Source organism: Pseudomonas baetica, from assembly GCF_019733355.1.
GTDB classification, from domain to species: domain Bacteria; phylum Pseudomonadota; class Gammaproteobacteria; order Pseudomonadales; family Pseudomonadaceae; genus Aquipseudomonas; species Aquipseudomonas baetica_A.
This window is the reverse complement of record NZ_JAIHLQ010000004.1, coordinates 215,367-231,288: the sequence shown is the minus strand read 5'-3', so window position 1 is coordinate 231,288 and position 15,922 is coordinate 215,367. Positions and strand designations below refer to the sequence as shown.

General features: G+C 59.5%; 14 protein-coding genes. 8 read left to right on the top strand and 6 right to left on the bottom strand.

Going from position 1 to position 15,922, the window contains the following annotated elements:
* Positions 1-107: 107 nt before the first annotated feature.
* The 7 genes from mreC to tldD all read left to right on the top strand — a co-directional run bounded on the left by mreC (position 108) and on the right by tldD (position 10,100).
* On the top strand, positions 108-1,211 hold the full coding sequence (mreC, locus tag K5E40_RS05760) for a rod shape-determining protein MreC (protein ID WP_221730081.1): 1,104 nt from the start codon (positions 108-110) through the stop codon (positions 1,209-1,211).
* Positions 1,211-1,702 carry a rod shape-determining protein MreD gene (mreD, locus tag K5E40_RS05755; protein ID WP_221730047.1) on the top strand — a complete coding sequence of 164 codons (492 nt, stop codon included), beginning with the start codon at positions 1,211-1,213 and terminating at the stop codon, positions 1,700-1,702. The genes mreC and mreD overlap by 1 nt, the downstream gene beginning before the upstream one ends.
* A 37-nt stretch (positions 1,703-1,739) precedes the next feature.
* Positions 1,740-2,336 carry a nucleoside triphosphate pyrophosphatase gene (locus K5E40_RS05750; protein ID WP_221730046.1) on the top strand — a complete coding sequence of 199 codons (597 nt, stop codon included), beginning with the start codon at positions 1,740-1,742 and terminating at the stop codon, positions 2,334-2,336.
* Positions 2,337-2,394: 58 nt separating this feature from the next.
* Positions 2,395-3,852, top strand: coding sequence for a ribonuclease G (gene rng, locus K5E40_RS05745; RefSeq protein WP_221730045.1), 1,458 nt, complete (start codon positions 2,395-2,397; stop codon positions 3,850-3,852).
* 75 nt (positions 3,853-3,927) lie between these two features.
* On the top strand, positions 3,928-7,734 hold the full coding sequence (locus K5E40_RS05740) for a YhdP family protein (RefSeq protein WP_221730044.1): 3,807 nt from the start codon (positions 3,928-3,930) through the stop codon (positions 7,732-7,734).
* Positions 7,735-7,792: 58 nt separating this feature from the next.
* Positions 7,793-8,653, top strand: a complete 861-nt coding sequence (locus K5E40_RS05735; RefSeq protein ID WP_221730043.1) for a carbon-nitrogen hydrolase family protein — start codon at positions 7,793-7,795, stop codon at positions 8,651-8,653.
* Positions 8,654-8,657: 4 nt separating this feature from the next.
* Complete coding sequence (gene tldD / locus K5E40_RS05730) at positions 8,658-10,100, top strand: metalloprotease TldD (protein WP_034154473.1); 1,443 nt, start codon at positions 8,658-8,660, stop codon at positions 10,098-10,100.
* 51 nt (positions 10,101-10,151) lie between these two features.
* Here the strand turns inward: tldD and yjgA are convergent, their stop codons facing one another.
* Positions 10,152-10,676: a ribosome biogenesis factor YjgA gene (gene yjgA / locus K5E40_RS05725; protein WP_221730042.1), complete on the bottom strand. Its 525-nt coding sequence runs from the start codon at positions 10,674-10,676 to the stop codon at positions 10,152-10,154.
* 102 nt (positions 10,677-10,778) lie between these two features.
* Between yjgA and pmbA the strand changes: the two genes are divergently transcribed.
* A complete protein-coding gene (pmbA, locus tag K5E40_RS05720) occupies positions 10,779-12,131 on the top strand; it encodes a metalloprotease PmbA (protein ID WP_221730041.1) in 1,353 nt (450 codons plus the stop codon).
* Between the two features lie 101 nt (positions 12,132-12,232).
* Here pmbA and K5E40_RS05715 read toward each other — a convergent pair whose 3' ends face one another.
* From K5E40_RS05715 to K5E40_RS05695, 5 genes are all read right to left on the bottom strand, one after another.
* Positions 12,233-12,508, bottom strand: a complete 276-nt coding sequence (locus tag K5E40_RS05715; protein ID WP_221730040.1) for an HPr family phosphocarrier protein — start codon at positions 12,506-12,508, stop codon at positions 12,233-12,235.
* Between the two features lie 15 nt (positions 12,509-12,523).
* A complete protein-coding gene (gene rapZ / locus K5E40_RS05710) occupies positions 12,524-13,381 on the bottom strand; it encodes an RNase adapter RapZ (RefSeq protein WP_221730039.1) in 858 nt (285 codons plus the stop codon).
* Between the two features lie 2 nt (positions 13,382-13,383).
* Positions 13,384-13,848 carry a PTS IIA-like nitrogen regulatory protein PtsN gene (gene ptsN, locus K5E40_RS05705; protein ID WP_221730038.1) on the bottom strand — a complete coding sequence of 155 codons (465 nt, stop codon included), beginning with the start codon at positions 13,846-13,848 and terminating at the stop codon, positions 13,384-13,386.
* 11 nt (positions 13,849-13,859) lie between these two features.
* Positions 13,860-14,168, bottom strand: a complete 309-nt coding sequence (gene hpf, locus K5E40_RS05700) for a ribosome hibernation-promoting factor, HPF/YfiA family (RefSeq protein ID WP_187676780.1) — start codon at positions 14,166-14,168, stop codon at positions 13,860-13,862.
* A 73-nt stretch (positions 14,169-14,241) separates the two neighbouring features.
* A complete protein-coding gene (locus K5E40_RS05695; protein ID WP_221730037.1) occupies positions 14,242-15,735 on the bottom strand; it encodes an RNA polymerase factor sigma-54 in 1,494 nt (497 codons plus the stop codon).
* Positions 15,736-15,922: the final 187 nt, after the last annotated feature.

The following is a 15,922-nucleotide window of genomic DNA, read 5'->3' as shown; positions in this document are numbered from 1 at the left end:
CAGCACTTTGCAGTGCTGCCTGTTGGCGTTTATCTTCTGTCAGTCTTCATCCAGGCCGGTTTGATGCCGTATGAATAAACAGAACATTTGCCTGGGAGGAGCGGCTTATTAAACCGCTTTTCGCCAAGGGCCCTTCGTTGGGCGTTCGCCTGCTGGTGCTGGCCGTGCTCTCGGTCGCACTGATGGTGGTCGATGCGCGTTTCAGTCTGCTCAAGCCTGCACGCAGCCAGATGTCGCTGGTGCTGATGGACGCTTACTGGATCACTGACCTGCCCGGTCGCTTGTGGGAAGGTGTCGCCAGCCAGTTCGGCAGCCGCACCGAGCTTGTCGCCGAAAACGAAAAACTCAAAACCGAAAACCTGCTGCTGCAGGGGCGCATGCAAAAGCTAGCGGCCCTCACCGAGCAGAACGTTCGGCTGCGCGAGTTGCTCAATTCCTCCGCGCTGGTCAACGAAAAGGTCGAAGTGGCCGAGTTGATCGGCATGGACCCCAATCCCTTCACCCATCGCATCATCATCAATAAAGGTGAGCGCGACGGTGTGGTCCTCGGTCAGCCGGTGCTCGATGCGCGCGGTCTGATGGGGCAGGTGGTCGAGTTGATGCCTTACACCTCCCGTGTATTGCTGTTGACCGACACCACTCACAGCATCCCCGTGCAGGTAAACCGTAACGGTCTGCGGGCGATTGCCAGCGGCACCGGCAACCCTGAACGCCTGGAACTGCGTCATGTGGCGGATACCGCCGACATCAAGGAAGGCGATCTGCTGGTCAGTTCCGGTCTCGGCCAGCGCTTCCCGGCAGGCTATCCGGTCGCAACCGTGAAAGAAGTGATTCACGATTCCGGCCAGCCGTTTGCCATCGTCCGTGCGGTACCGACGGCAGCGCTCAATCGTAGCCGCTACATGCTGCTGGTATTCAGCGACAATCGCACCGCCGAAGAGCGCGCCAACGATGCAGCGCAAGCGCAGGAGGATCTGGATGCGCAGGGCGGTGGCCCGATGATGCCGGCGACTGTGCCCAAAACCGCACCCGCGGCGGCTGCAACGCCTGCCGCCACACCTGCAACGCCCGCCGCTGCCGGTGCTACCCCCGTGAAACCACCTGCGAACAAACCGCCCGCCGCTGCAAAACCACCGGCGAACCAGCCTGCTGCCCGGCCAGCGGCTAAACCGCCTGTCGCCGCGCCGGCCACCACCGGGAGACAAGAGTAATGGTCGGGGCTACCGCATCGCGAAACGGCTGGATCGTCTGGCTGACATTTCTCATCGGCATGCTGCTCAGCGTGTCGCCGCTGCCGCAATTCATGGAAATTCTTCGCCCGCTGTGGCTGGCCTTGCTCCTGACATTCTGGGCGCTGTACATGCCGCATATGGTCGGCATGGTCACCGCGTTCTGTCTGGGGTTGGGTGAAGACGTGCTCTACGGCACGTTGCTTGGGCAAAACGCACTCATCCTCACGTTGATCACTTTCCTGGTGTTGTCATTGCAACAGCGCCTGCGAATGTTCCCGATGTGGCAGCAGTGTCTGGTTATTCTGGTGATTTTCGGCCTCGCGCAACTCGTACAGTTGTGGCTCAGCGCTTTGACTGGCAACCGTCAGCCGACCCTGGCGCTGCTGCTGCCGGCACTGGTCAGTGCCTTGCTTTGGCCTTGGGTCAGCTTTGCTTTGCGTGGGTTGAGCCGGCGCTACAAAATCAATTGATCCGGTGAAGCAAGGCACTGAACAGGGAGATGTTTTGATGAAGCCGCTTTACCTCGCCTCTGGATCGCCGCGTCGGCGTGAGTTGCTCACGCAGATCGGCGTTGCGTTCTGCGCCATCAGCGCAGACATTGATGAAACCCCTCTCCCTGAAGAATCGCCCTCGGCATACGTTGAGCGCCTGGCACGCGGCAAGGCCGAGGCCGGGCGCCGTATGCTCGCGTCCGACCAGGCATGCTGTGTCCTGGGGGCCGACACCGCCGTGGTATTCAACGGCAAAATTCTCGGCAAACCGGTGGACGAAGCCGACGCATGCGCCATGCTGATGCTGTTGTCCGGCAAGGAGCATGAAGTGCTGACCGCTATCGCGGTGCTTGAAGACCAGCATTGCGAGTCGCGGGTGGTGCGCAGTCTGGTGCGGTTCCGCCCGATCAGCAGTGAAGAGGCTACTGCCTACTGGGCCAGCGGTGAACCCCGGGACAAGGCCGGCGGTTACGGTATTCAGGGGCTCGGCGCGGTGTTTGTCGCGGGGCTCAATGGCAGCTATTCGGCGGTGGTCGGGTTGCCTGTTTGCGAAACCGCAGAACTGTTGGGCCATTTCGGCATACCCTGTTGGCAAAACCTGAACGCGCAATGAGCGTCGTATGAATTCAGATGCGGCCATTATCGTGAACATGCCTGAACGAGATCCTGCCATGAGTGAAGAGATTCTGATCAACATCACGCCGATGGAGTCGCGCGTGGCGGTGGTCGAAAACGGTGTGCTGCAAGAAGTCCATGTCGAGCGCACGCAAAAACGCGGGATCGTCGGCAACATCTATAAAGGCAAGATTGTCCGGGTGCTGCCGGGTATGCAGGCAGCATTTGTCGACATCGGTCTTGATCGTGCCGCTTTCATTCACGCGGCCGAAATTTCTTTGCGCGAAGGCCCTGCGGTGGAAAGCATCAGCGCGCTGGTGCACGAAGGCCAGAGCCTGGTAGTGCAAGTCACCAAGGACCCGATCGGCTCCAAGGGTGCGCGGTTGACCACGCAACTGTCGATTCCGTCGCGCTATCTGGTGTACATGCCGCGCACCGCTCACGTCGGTATTTCCCTGAAAATCGAAGACGAGGCCGAGCGCGAGCGGCTCAAGCAGGTGGTCAGCGACTGCGTGGCCAAAGAAGGCATCAAAGAGGCCGGCGGCTTCATTCTGCGTACCGCCGCCGAAGGTGCCGGGGCCGATGAGATTCTCATGGACATTCGCTACCTGCGACGCCTGTGGGATCAGATCAACGAGCAGATCAAAACCATCGCAGCGCCAAGCGTGATCTACGAAGACCTCGGTCTGGCCCTGCGCACGTTGCGTGATCTGGTTAACCCGAAGATCGAGAAAATCCGCATCGATTCTCGGGAAACCTTCCAGAAAACCACGCAATTCGTCGCCGAACTCATGCCGGAAATCGCCGATCGTCTGGAACACTATCCGGGCGAGCGACCGATTTTCGATCTGTACGGTGTCGAAGACGAAATCCAGAAAGCCCTTGAACGCAAGGTTCCGCTGAAGTCCGGCGGTTACTTGGTAGTCGATCCGGCCGAGGCCATGACCACCATCGACGTCAACACGGGCGCGTTCGTCGGCCATCGCAATCTCGAAGAAACCATCTTCAAGACCAATCTCGAAGCGGCCACCGCGATTGCCCGGCAGATGCGCCTGCGCAATATGGGCGGGATCATCATCATTGACTTCATCGACATGGAAGATGAAGAGCACCAGCGCCAGGTATTGCGCACGCTGGAGAAACAACTGGAGCGTGATCACGCCAAGACCAACATCATCGGCATCACCGAGTTGGGTCTGGTGCAGATGACTCGCAAGCGCACCCGCGAAAGTCTTGAGCAAGTGCTGTGCGAACCGTGCAGCAGTTGTCAGGGGCGCGGCAAGTTAAAGACGCCGGAGACCATCTGTTACGAGATTTTCCGCGAGATCCTTCGTGAAGCCCGGGCCTATCAGGCCGAGGGTTATCGCGTGTTGGCGAACCAGAAAGTGGTGGATCGTTTGCTTGATGAAGAATCAGGTAACGTCGCCGAGCTTGAAGGGTTTATCGGCCGCACCATACGCTTCCAGGTGGAAACCATGTATTCCCAGGAACAATACGACGTGGTGCTGCTCTGAAACCTTGCATCACCCTTTTTCAACAGCGGCTGGCCTCAGCTTTTCGCAGTTTTTTTGCCATGGGAGCCAACTGACATGGACCGTCTGACACGTATTCTGGCCGCACTCACCCGATGGGGGCTGAGCCTGTGCGCGTTGGTTCTGGTGTTGATGGCGTTGTATGTCAGCCTTGGCCGCGAACTGACGCCGCTGGTGGCCGAGTACCGCGCCGAGATCGAAGATAAAGCCAGCGCTGCCCTCGGTATGCCGCTTCAGATCGGTGAACTGGAGGGCAATTGGAGGGGATTTGCGCCGATCCTGCTGGCCCATGACGTGATGGTCGGCGAGGGCGCCAATGCCTTGCGCCTCGATCGGGTACGGGCAGTGCCGGATCTTTGGGCCAGCCTGTTGGCTCGCGAAGTGCGTATCGCCCATCTGGAACTCAATGGTCTGAAAATCAGCCTCAAGGAAGCGCAGGACGGCAGCTGGGCGCTGGAAGGCTTGCCGGTGCAGAAGGATCAGCCACTGGATGCGGAGCAACTGTTCAATCGCTCGCAAATGATTCGGCAGTTGTCTGTCCTCGATAGCCAAGTGACCCTGCAGCCCCTGGATCACGCGCCGATGACCCTCACCTATGTTGGTCTCAATCTGAAAACCGGTGCCAGTCATCAACGCCTCGACGCACGCTTGACCTTACCTGATGGCCAACCGGTCGCGCTGAGCCTGCGCACGCGGATTCGCGCCGGCCAATGGCAGGACAGCGCCTTGGAAGGCTACGTCAGTCTGCCGCAAAGTGACTGGTCGAAGTGGCTACCCGAGCGCCTGACCCAGCAATGGAATTTCTCCGAGATCAAGGCCGGCGGCGAGCTATGGGTGAACTGGGCTAAAGGCACTTTGCAAAGTGCGGCGCTGCGTTTGAATGCCCCGCAACTGAGCGGCGCTTACGCCGAGCGCAAGCCGATCCAGATCAACAATCTGGCGCTCAATGCCTACTACGAAAACAGCGCCGATGGCGCAACCGTCACCCTCGATTCGCTGGCGATGAACTTCGGTGAAACCCGCTGGGAATCTCACGTGCAGCTCCAGCAGACGCGCGCTACCGACAAGGTCGACGAACGCTGGCATTTGCAGGCCGATCGTCTCGATTTGACGCCGATCACACCGCTCCTCAATGCATTGGGCCCGCTACCGCAGGGGGTTGCCACGGTGGTCGAGCGCCTGAAAGTGACCGGCGGGCTACGCAACGTGCTGCTGGATTTGCGTCCGAATGCCACTGACGGCACAAAGTTCGGCTTCGCTGCCAACCTCGACAGCATCGGTTTCGACGCCTATCACGGTGCGCCGGCGGCAAGAAATGTCAGCGGTAGCCTGACGGGCAACCTCGACGGTGGCGAGTTGCGCATGGACAGCAAGGATTTCGTCCTGCACCTCGATCCGATTTTCGCCAAACCCTGGCAATACATTCAGGCCAACGCCCGGCTGACCTGGAAGCTCGACAAGGAAGGTTTCACCCTGATCGCGCCGTACCTGAAGGTACTGGGCGAAGAAGGCAAGATTGCCGGCGACTTCCTGATCCGCCTGCATTTTGATCACAGCCAGGAAGACTACATGGACCTGCGGGTCGGTCTGGTCGATGGCGATGGTCGCTACACCGCCAAGTACTTGCCGCAAGTCCTCAGCCCGGCGCTCGACGAGTGGTTGCGCACGGCAATCCTGAAAGGCGCGGTGGATCAGGGCTTCTTCCAGTATCAAGGTTCTCTGAGCAAGAACGCAGGGGACGCCGACCGCAGCATCAGTCTGTTCTTCAGGGTGCATGACGCCGAACTGGCCTTCCAGCCGGGCTGGCCGCATGTGAGCAAGGTCAGTGGCGATGTGTTCATTGAGGACAGTGGTGTGCGAATTCTGGCCAGCAAGGGCCAATTACTCGACACCCAGATCAGCGACGTTTTCGTCAATATTCCCCATGTGCCTGCTGGGCAACATACGCATATGTTCCTTGATGGGGCATTTGCCGGCGGTTTGGGTGACGGACTGAAGATTCTTCAAGACGCACCGATTGGCACGGGTGAAACGTTCGCCGGCTGGGAAGGTGCGGGCGACCTGCAGGGCAAACTCAAACTGGATATCCCGCTGGACAAGGGCGGCGATCAGCCGAAAATCCTGGTCGACTTCAAGACTGCCAATGCGCGGCTGAAACTGGCCGAGCCGAAGCTGGAACTGACTCAACTCAAGGGTGATTTCCGTTTCGACAGCGCCAAAGGCCTCAGTGGTCAGAACATTGCGGCGCGAGCGTTCGATAAACCGGTCACCGCGCAAATTTTTGCCGACGGTAGTCCCGGCAAGCTCAAAACCCGGGTCGCGGCATCGGGGCAGGTCGAGGTCAAGAAACTCACTGACTGGCTGGGTGTGACACAGCCGTTGCCAGTGTCCGGGACGATTCCCTATCAGTTGCAACTGAACCTGGACGGTGCCAACAGCCAGTTGATGGTCAGTTCCGGCATGAAAGGCGTCGCGGTCGATCTGCCGGCACCGTTCGGCATGGCGGCGGATGTCGGTCGTGACACGGTGTTGCGCATGACCCTGCAGGGGCAGGAGCGGCGTTACTGGGTCAATTACGATCAATTGGCCAATTTCACCTTTACAGCGCCGCCGACCCAATTCGCCGAGGGTCGCGGTGAACTGTTCCTCGGTGCAGGCGAAGCCGTGCTGCCGAGCGCCAAGGGCTTGCGAATTCGTGGTGTGCTGTCGGAACTTGATATCGCGCCGTGGCAGGATCTGCTCAATAAGTACGCCGGGCAGGACCCGGGTGGCAGCGCCAAGCAACTGCTCAGTAGCGCTGACTTCAAGGTCGGCAAGTTGACGGCGTTCGGTACCACGCTGGATCAGGCCTCGGTGCAGGTCGATCGTAAATCCGCGGCGTGGAACCTGGCGCTCGACAGTCAGCAGGTCAAAGGCTCTGCCAGCCTTGCCGACGCGAAAAACACACCGATTGGGGTGAACCTTCAATATGTGCGTTTGCCGGCACCGGATCCGGAGGAGCAGGCCGACGAGAATTCTCCAGATCCGCTGGCGTCGGTTGACCCTGCGAAAATCCCCGCGCTGGATATCACCATCAATCAACTGTTCCTGGGCCAGGACTTGGTCGGTGGCTGGTCGCTCAAGGTGCGACCGACCGGCAAAGGCATCGTCCTGAATAACCTCGACATGGGCCTCAAAGGCATCCTGTTGCAGGGCAATGGCGGTTGGGAGGGGGCGCCGGGTGCGACCAAAAGCTGGTTCAAAGGCCGGATTAGCGGCAAGAACCTTGCCGATGTCCTCAAGGGCTGGGGCTTTGCGCCGAGCGTGACCAGCGAAGAATTCCATATGGATGTCGATGGCCGCTGGCCGGGCTCGCCCGCGTGGCTGGCGACCAAGCGTTTTTCCGGCACCCTTGATGCATCGCTGAACAAGGGCCAGTTTGTCGAAGTGGAGGGCGGTACCCAGGCATTGCGCGTGTTCGGTTTGCTCAACTTCAATGCCATCGGCCGGCGTTTACGTCTGGATTTCTCCGATCTGTTCGGCAAAGGTTTGAGCTACGACCGGGTCAAAGGTCTGTTGGTGGCGAACAACGGTGTGTATGTGACCCGCGAGCCCATACGTCTGACCGGGCCTTCGAGCAACTTCGAACTGGACGGTACGCTGGATCTGGTCGCCGATCAGGTTGACGCCAAATTGCTGGTGACATTGCCTGTGACCAACAACCTGCCGATTGCCGCGCTGATCGTTGGCGCACCGGCGATCGGTGGTGCTCTGTTCCTGATCGACAAGCTGATCGGTGATCGTGTGGCGCGCTTTGCCAGTGTGAAATACACCGTCAAAGGGCCATGGAAAGAGCCCAAAATCACTTTCGACAAGCCTTTTTGAACAGCCAGCCCCTGAACCGATGGAGTAGCATGGCCGCCTACCTCTTGCGGAGTTCGCCATGTCTTTAGCGGTGATTCAAATGGTTAGCCAGAGTGACGTGCTGGCCAATCTGGCCCAGGCCCGGCGCCTGCTTGAGCAGGCGGCGGCCGGTGGCGCGAAGCTGGCCGTGTTGCCGGAAAACTTCGCCGCCATGGGCCGTCGCGACATCGCCGACATCGGTCGAGCCGAAGCATTGGGCGAAGGGCCTATCCTGCCGTGGTTGAAACAGACCGCCCGTGACCTCAGGTTATGGATAGTGGCCGGTACGTTGCCGTTGCCGCCATTGGATCAGCCAGAGGCCAAGCCACATGCCTGCTCGCTGCTGGTCAATGATCAGGGCGAAATCGTTGCACGGTATGACAAGTTGCATCTGTTCGATGTCGATGTAGCGGACAATCGCGGCCGTTACCGCGAATCCGATGACTATGCTTATGGCCGTGGCGTGGTGGTGGCGGAAACGCCGGTCGGCCGTGTCGGTCTGACGGTGTGTTACGACCTGCGCTTCCCGGAGCTGTACAGCGAATTGCGCGCGGCCGGTGCCGAGTTGATTACCGTACCGTCAGCCTTCACCGCGGTGACCGGTGCGGCGCATTGGGATGTGCTGATTCGCGCGCGGGCCATCGAGACTCAATGTTATGTGCTGGCGGCAGCGCAGGGCGGGATACATCCGGGACCGCGGGAAACCTTCGGTCACGCGGCGATCATCGACCCGTGGGGCCGAGTGCTGGCGCATCAGGATCAAGGCGAAGCGGTGTTGTTGGCCGAACGCGATAGCGATGAACAAGCGTCCATCAGGGCGCGGATGCCGGTGACGAGTCATCGGCGGTTTTTCTCGCAGGGCGCACAGCGGCCTGCCTCAGAACACGAATTTAAGGCGTAAACCTATGAGCGAGTTGTTGTCCTCAGTCAGTGATCACCTGTTGGCGCCCGGCGGCGTGACGATCGAGAGCCTGCAAGGCGTGCTCGGCGATCTGGCCGGCCCGGGCATCGATGCCGCCGACCTGTATTTTCAGGGTCAGATCTCCGAGTCTTGGGCGCTGGAAGATGGCATCGTCAAGGAAGGCAGCTTCAACCTCGATCAGGGTGTGGGTGTGCGGGCGCAGTCCGGTGAGAAAACCGGTTTCGCCTACAGCAACGCGATCACCCTTGAAGCCCTCGGCGCTGCGGCGCGTGCGGCTCGTTCGATCTCCCGCGCCGGGCAGAACGGCACGGTGCAGGCATTCACCACCCAAGACGTTGCGCAACTGTATGCGCCGGACAATCCGCTGGAAGTGCTGAGCCGTGCCGAGAAGGTCGAACTGCTCAAACGCATCGACGTCGCCACTCGCGCCCTCGACCCGCGTATCCAGCAAGTCAGCGTGAGCATGGCCGGGGTCTGGGAACGCATTCTGGTGGCGTCCACCGACGGTGGCCTGGCGGCGGATGTGCGGCCGCTGGTGCGTTTCAACGTCAGTGTGATCGTTGAGCAAAATGGCCGTCGCGAGCGTGGCGGACATGGCGGCGGCGGGCGTACCGACTACCGTTATTTCCTCGCCGAAGACCGCGCCATGGGCTATGCCCGTGAAGCGCTGCGTCAGGCGCTGGTGAACCTCGAAGCGATTCCGGCGCCGGCCGGCACTTTGCCGGTGGTGTTGGGTTCGGGCTGGTCTGGCGTGCTGCTGCACGAAGCGGTCGGCCACGGTCTGGAAGGCGACTTCAACCGTAAGGGCAGCTCGGCTTACAGCGGTCGCATGGGCGAAATGGTTGCTTCCAAGCTCTGCACCATCGTCGATGACGGTACCTTGAGCGGCCGTCGTGGCTCGCTGAGCGTCGACGACGAAGGCACGCCGACCGAGTGCACCACGCTGATCGAAAACGGCGTACTCAAGGGTTACATGCAGGACAAGCTCAATGCACGCCTGATGGGCGTGGCCCGCACCGGTAACGGGCGTCGTGAGTCCTATGCACATCTGCCGATGCCACGGATGACCAACACCTACATGCTGGGCGGCGAAAGCGACCCGGCAGAAATCATCGCTTCGGTGAAGAAAGGCATCTACTGCGCCAACCTCGGCGGCGGTCAGGTCGACATCACCAGTGGCAAGTTCGTGTTCTCCACCAGCGAGGCTTATCTGATCGAAGACGGCAAGATCACCGCGCCGGTCAAAGGTGCGACGTTGATCGGTAACGGCCCTGAGGCGATGAGCCGGGTGTCGATGGTCGGTAACGACCTGGCGCTGGACAGCGGTGTGGGGACGTGTGGCAAGGATGGACAGTCGGTGCCGGTCGGTGTTGGACAGCCAACGCTGAAAATCGATGCGATCACCGTGGGTGGCACGGGCGCATAAGAAGGGGTAAAGCTGCGGGTGGCGCACAGGGCGACCACCCGATGACGAATATCAACGCAGACCGCGTTGAGTCTCGTCCAGCTCACGGATGTATTTGAAGATTTTACGGCTGGAAGCAGGAGGTTTGTTTTGCGCAACCTCGTGCTGAGCCTGACGGATCAGGGAACGCAGTTGCTGGCGATCGGCGTCCGGGTAGTCGACGACGAATTTCTCCAGCACGGCATCGTCGCCCGCGATCAGGCGATCACGCCAGCGTTCGAGATTGTGGAAACGCTCGTTGTACTGACGAGTCGAGGCATCGAGTTGATCGAGCAAAGTCAGAATCGCGTCAGTGTCCTGATCGCGCATCAGTTTGCCGATGAACTGCAAATGCCGCTTACGCGCGATATTCGCGGTGTGCTTGGGCGCATCGGCCAAGGCCCGGCGCATGGCGTCGGTCAGCGGCAGTTTTGCGATCAAGTCAGGCTTGAGTGTTGTAAGGCGCTCGCCGAGGTCAACCAGAGCATGCAGCTCGCGTTTGACCTGAGATTTGCTTTTTTCTCCCGTATCGAGGGAGTCGTCGTAAGAATCAACCATGGTGGCAGTCCGCAAAGAAACGCCGCCATGATAACCAGTCGGGGGCCGCTTGTCCGGCCCGGTCGCTCGATGGCCCCAGCCGAAAGCAGAATTTGAGTGGAGATGAGCATGAGTGCAGTTCAAAGCGTCGGCCCGCAGGCATTGCCGGCACTGCAGGAACAAGTCGAGCAGATCATCGCCGAAGCCAAGCGTCAGGGCGCCAGTGCCTGTGAAGTGGCGGTGTCGCTGGAGCAGGGCCTTTCGACATCGGTACGCCAGCGCGAAGTCGAAACGGTCGAGTTCAACCGCGATCAGGGCTTTGGCATCACGCTGTACGTCGGTCAGCGCAAGGGCTCTGCCAGCACGTCCGCCACGGGGCCTGACGCGATTCGCGAAACCGTTGCCGCCGCACTGGCCATTGCCAAGCACACGTCCGAGGACGAAGCTTCTGGCCTCGCTGATGCTGCGCTGATGGCCAAGGATCAGCAGGATTTCGATCTGTTCCACGAATGGGATATCACGCCGGAGCAGGCCATCGAGAAGGCTTTGATCTGTGAGGCGGCGGCATTTGATGCTGATGCTCGGATCAAGAACGCCGATGGCACCACCCTCAGCACTCATCAAGGCTGCCGCGTTTACGGCAACAGCCACGGTTTCATTGGTGGCTACGCGTCGACGCGACACAGCCTGAGTTGCGTGATGATCGCCGAGGCCGACGGCCAGATGCAGCGCGATTACTGGTATGACGTGAACCGTCAGGGCACTTTGCTGGCGGATCCGGTAAGCATCGGCCAGCGCGCTGCACAACGTGCGGCGAGCCGTCTGGGTGCGCGTCCGGTGCCGACTTGCGAAGTGCCGGTGCTGTTTTCTGCAGAACTGGCAGGCGGTTTGTTTGGCAGTTTCTTGTCGGCGGTATCCGGCGGCAGTCTGTATCGCAAATCGTCGTTCCTGGAAGGCACGCTGGGGCAGAAGCTGTTCCCGGAATGGCTGACCATCGACGAACGTCCGCATCTGATGCGTGCCATGGGCAGCGCCTGGTATGACGGTGATGGCCTGGCGACTTATGCCAAACCGTTTGTCGAAAAAGGTGAATTGGTGTCGTACATCCTTGGCACCTATTCCGGTCGCAAGCTCGGTATGCCGAGTACTGCCAACGCTGGCGGCGTACACAACCTGTTTGTCACCCATGGCGATGAGGATCAGGCCGCACTGCTGCGACGCATGGGGCGTGGGCTGTTGGTCACCGAGTTGATGGGCCATGGTTTGAATATGGTTACGGGTGACTATTCGCGCGGGGCGGCGGGGTTCTGGGTCGAGAACGGCGAAATCCAGTTCGCGGTGCAGGAAGTGACTATCGCCGGCAACATGCGCGATATGTTCAAGCAGATCGTCGCGGTCGGTAACGATCTGGAACTGCGCAGCAACATTCGCACAGGTTCCGTGTTGATCGAGCGGATGACGGTGGCGGGCAGCTAAGCCCCGCGCGCGACACAAAAAAGGCGCGCCATCCGATTGGGTGGCGCGCCTTTTTTATGCCCTGGAGCTGCCGAGGCTGCGATTTTTTGATTGTTTGACGATCAGCCGCCTTCGTCGAAGAAGTTGTTGATCAACTCCACCAACGCATCCAGCGCTTCTTGTTCCTGATGTCCTTCAGTACTCAAATAGATTTTTGTGCCCTTGCCGGCAGCCAGCATCATCATCGCCATGATGCTTTTACCATCCACCACCGTTTCTGGCGTGCGGCCTACTCTGATCGTGCAATCCGGATACTGGCCTGCAATCCCGACGAACTTGGCCGACGCCCGGGCGTGCAAGCCCAGTTTGTTGATGATTTCGATTTCCAGAGCAGGCATCGCGGTGTGAATCCTTTAAGTGAGGTCGCGGTGGCGAACCTGGACGTTCTTCAGGGTTTTGTGCAGGGCCTGACCCAGGCGTTCGGTCAGGTAGACGGAGCGGTGATGCCCGCCGGTGCAGCCAATGGCAATGGTGACGTAGGCGCGATTGCTCGCGGCGAAACGCGGCAGCCATTTGTGCAGGTAGGCGTAAATGTCCTGGAACATTTCCTCGACTTCCGGCTGCGCCGCCAGGTATTCGGCCACCGGCGCATCGAGCCCTGATTGCGCGCGCAGTTCTGGCTTCCAGTACGGGTTGGGCAGGCAGCGCACGTCGAACACCACGTCTGCGTCGACCGGCATGCCGCGTTTGAAGCCGAATGACTCAACGAGAAATGCTGTTCCGGGTTCAGGCTGATTGAGCAGGCGCAACTTGATGGTGTCGCGCAACTGGTACAGGTTCAGGTGGGTGGTGTTGATCTTCAGATCGGCCAGATCGGCGATTGGGCCGAGCAGAGCGGTTTCATCGCTGATCGCTTCGGCCAGTGAGCGGTTGGCGGTGCTCAGTGGATGGCGCCGACGGGTTTCCGAAAAACGCTTGAGCAGGGTTTCTTCGTCGGCGTCCAGATAAAGCACATCGCACTGGATGTGGCGGCTGCGGACTTCTTCCAGCAACTCGGGGAAGCGCGAGAGATGGCTCGGCAGGTTGCGCGCATCGATCGACACTGCCACCAGCGGTTGTGCCAATTCAGTGTGTATCAGTGCGCGTTCAGCCAGTTCTGGCAACAAGCCTGCCGGCAGGTTGTCGATGCAGTAGTAACCGCTGTCCTCAAGGACATTCAGTGCGGTGCTTTTGCCCGAGCCGGAGCGGCCACTGACGATGATCAAGCGCATGATTAATGCCCGCTTTGTTCGTCCACGACGACCTGGTACAAGGCTTCGTTGCTCGAAGCACTGCGCAATTTATCGCGCACATCCTTGCGGTCCAGCATGCTGGCAATCTGGCGCAGCAATTCCAGGTGCGCATCGGTGGCAGCTTCGGGTACCAGTAGCACGAACAACAGATCAACCGGCGCACCATCGATGGCGTCGAAGTCGATCGGCGCTTCAAGGTGCATCAAGGCGCTGATTGGCGACTCGCAACCCTTGAGGCGACAGTGAGGAATGGCGATGCCGTTGCCAAAACCGGTGGAACCGAGTTTTTCACGGGCAATCAGGGCCTCGAAGACATCTTGCATCTCCAGCGCCGGCACTTCGCGAGCGATCAGGTTGGCAATTTGTTCGAGGGCTTTCTTTTTACTGCCGCCCGGCACGTTCACAAGAGAACGGCCGGGGGTCAGGATATTTTCAAGTCGGATCATGGAGTGGGGGGTTATCGACCGGTAGCGCCCTGGAGCAGGCTCTGGGTCTTTTCCTTATGCTTTTTGAGTTGTTTATCCAGCTTGTCGGTCAGGGCGTCGATCGCGGCGTACATATCGGTATGTTCCGCGTTGGCGACCACTTCACTGCCGGGAATATGCAAGGTGGCTTCGATTTTCTGCTTGAGCTTTTCGACGCACATCGTGACTTGTACGTTGGTGATCTTGTCGAAATGGCGCTCCAATCGTTCGAGTTTCTCGTTGATGTAGGTGCGCAGAGGTTCGGTCACTTCCAGTTGGTGTCCACTGATGTTGACTTGCATACAGCTTCTCCTTCGTTGCCAGTGCATAAAGCGGCAGGCTGGATAGCCTGCCACTGGAACGCTGTAACGTGGCTTACATCAACCGCTTGCGTTCGCTCGAAGGCGCGATCCCAAGGGATTCGCGGTACTTGGCGACGGTGCGGCGAGCCACCTGAATGCCTTGTGCCTCCAGTAAACCAGCGATCTTGCTGTCACTCAACGGCTTTTTCTGATTTTCCGCAGCAACCAGTTTTTTGATGATCGCGCGGATCGCCGTGGACGAGCATTCACCGCCTTCGGAGGTGCTGACGTGGCTTGAGAAAAAGTATTTCAATTCATAGATACCGCGCGGGGTATGCATGAACTTCTGTGTGGTCACTCGGGAAATCGTCGATTCGTGCATGCCAACCGCTTCGGCGATGTCATGCAGAACCAGTGGCTTCATGGCTTCGTCCCCGTATTCCAGAAAGCCGCGCTGATGTTCGACGATCTGGGTGGCCACTTTCATCAAGGTTTCGTTGCGGCTTTGCAGGCTCTTGATGAACCAGCGGGCTTCCTGCAACTGGTTGCGCATGAAGGTGTTGTCGGCGCTGGTGTCGGCGCGGCGTACGAAGCCGGCGTACTGGGCGTTGACCCGCAGGCGGGGCACTGATTCCTGATTCAGTTCGACCAGCCAGCGTTCATTGTCCTTGCGCACAATGACGTCAGGGACGACGTATTCGGCTTCACTGGATTCGATCTGAGAGCCCGGACGCGGGTTGAGGCTCTGCACCAGTTCGATGACTTGACGCAGTTCATCTTCCTTGAGTTTCATGCGCCGCATCAACTGGTTGTAATCGCGGCTGCCGAGCAAGTCGATGTAGTCGGTGACCAGACGTTTCGCTTCAGTCAGCCATGGTGTCTTCGCCGACAACTGGCGCAGTTGCAGCAACAGGCATTCGCCGAGGTTGCGGGCGCCGATGCCAGCGGGTTCAAACTGCTGAATGCGGTGCAGAACGGCTTCGATTTCGTCCAGCTCGATGTCCAGTTCCGGGTCGAACGCTTCGAGGATTTCTTCGAGGGTTTCGTCCAGGTAGCCCTGGTTGTTTATGCAGTCGACCAGGGTGACGGCGATCAGTCGGTCGGTGTCTGACATCGGGGCGAGATTGAGCTGCCACAGCAGGTGGCTTTGCAGACTTTCACCAGCGGAGGTGCGGGTGGTGAAGTCCCATTCGTCGTCATCGCTGCTGGGCAGGCTGCTGGCGCTGGTCTGATAGACGTCCTCCCAGGCCGTGTCGACCGGAAGCTCGTTGGGGATACGCTCGCTCCATTCGCCATCTTCCAGATTGTCCACCGTCGGAGCGGTTTCCTGATAGGACGGTTCCTGAATTTCGGTGTTGGGCTTCTGCTCGGCGTTGTCGGCCAGAGGGTCTGAGTTGTCGAAGTCGTCGCCTTCTTCCTGGCGCTCGAGCATCGGATTGGATTCCAGGGCCTCCTGGATTTCCTGTTGCAGATCCAGGGTCGACAATTGGAGCAGACGGATGGCCTGTTGCAGCTGAGGTGTCATCGTCAGCTGCTGGCCCATTCTCAAGACTAGCGATGGTTTCATGGCAGGGGCTTAACACCTTATTCGCCGGCGCACATGCGCCATCCACTACAGAGCGCCGAAGCGCCAAACTTAAGCAAATTATATGCCTGAAACTGAAGTGTTTGCCTAGAGCGTTGTAACAATTAAAGCGTATTAAATCCTGCTTGAATCGATACAGCGCCCGCGCGTCTCTCCGGGCGCTGTCGCG

What these genes read in the sequence shown, in the direction of transcription:
- mreD (WP_221730047.1), top strand. Translation starts at nt 1,211, where the DNA reads ATGGTCGGGGCTACCGCATCGCGAAACGGCTGGATCGTCTGGCTGACA.
- K5E40_RS05750 (WP_221730046.1), top strand. Translation starts at nt 1,740, where the DNA reads ATGAAGCCGCTTTACCTCGCCTCTGGATCGCCGCGTCGGCGTGAGTTG.
- rng (WP_221730045.1), top strand. Translation starts at nt 2,395, where the DNA reads ATGAGTGAAGAGATTCTGATCAACATCACGCCGATGGAGTCGCGCGTG.
- K5E40_RS05740 (WP_221730044.1), top strand. Translation starts at nt 3,928, where the DNA reads ATGGACCGTCTGACACGTATTCTGGCCGCACTCACCCGATGGGGGCTG.
- K5E40_RS05735 (WP_221730043.1), top strand. Translation starts at nt 7,793, where the DNA reads ATGTCTTTAGCGGTGATTCAAATGGTTAGCCAGAGTGACGTGCTGGCC.
- tldD (WP_034154473.1), top strand. Translation starts at nt 8,658, where the DNA reads ATGAGCGAGTTGTTGTCCTCAGTCAGTGATCACCTGTTGGCGCCCGGC.
- yjgA (WP_221730042.1), bottom strand. Translation starts at nt 10,676, where the DNA reads ATGGTTGATTCTTACGACGACTCCCTCGATACGGGAGAAAAAAGCAAA.
- pmbA (WP_221730041.1), top strand. Translation starts at nt 10,779, where the DNA reads ATGAGCATGAGTGCAGTTCAAAGCGTCGGCCCGCAGGCATTGCCGGCA.
- K5E40_RS05715 (WP_221730040.1), bottom strand. Translation starts at nt 12,508, where the DNA reads ATGCCTGCTCTGGAAATCGAAATCATCAACAAACTGGGCTTGCACGCC.
- rapZ (WP_221730039.1), bottom strand. Translation starts at nt 13,381, where the DNA reads ATGCGCTTGATCATCGTCAGTGGCCGCTCCGGCTCGGGCAAAAGCACC.
- ptsN (WP_221730038.1), bottom strand. Translation starts at nt 13,848, where the DNA reads ATGATCCGACTTGAAAATATCCTGACCCCCGGCCGTTCTCTTGTGAAC.
- hpf (WP_187676780.1), bottom strand. Translation starts at nt 14,168, where the DNA reads ATGCAAGTCAACATCAGTGGACACCAACTGGAAGTGACCGAACCTCTG.
- K5E40_RS05695 (WP_221730037.1), bottom strand. Translation starts at nt 15,735, where the DNA reads ATGAAACCATCGCTAGTCTTGAGAATGGGCCAGCAGCTGACGATGACA.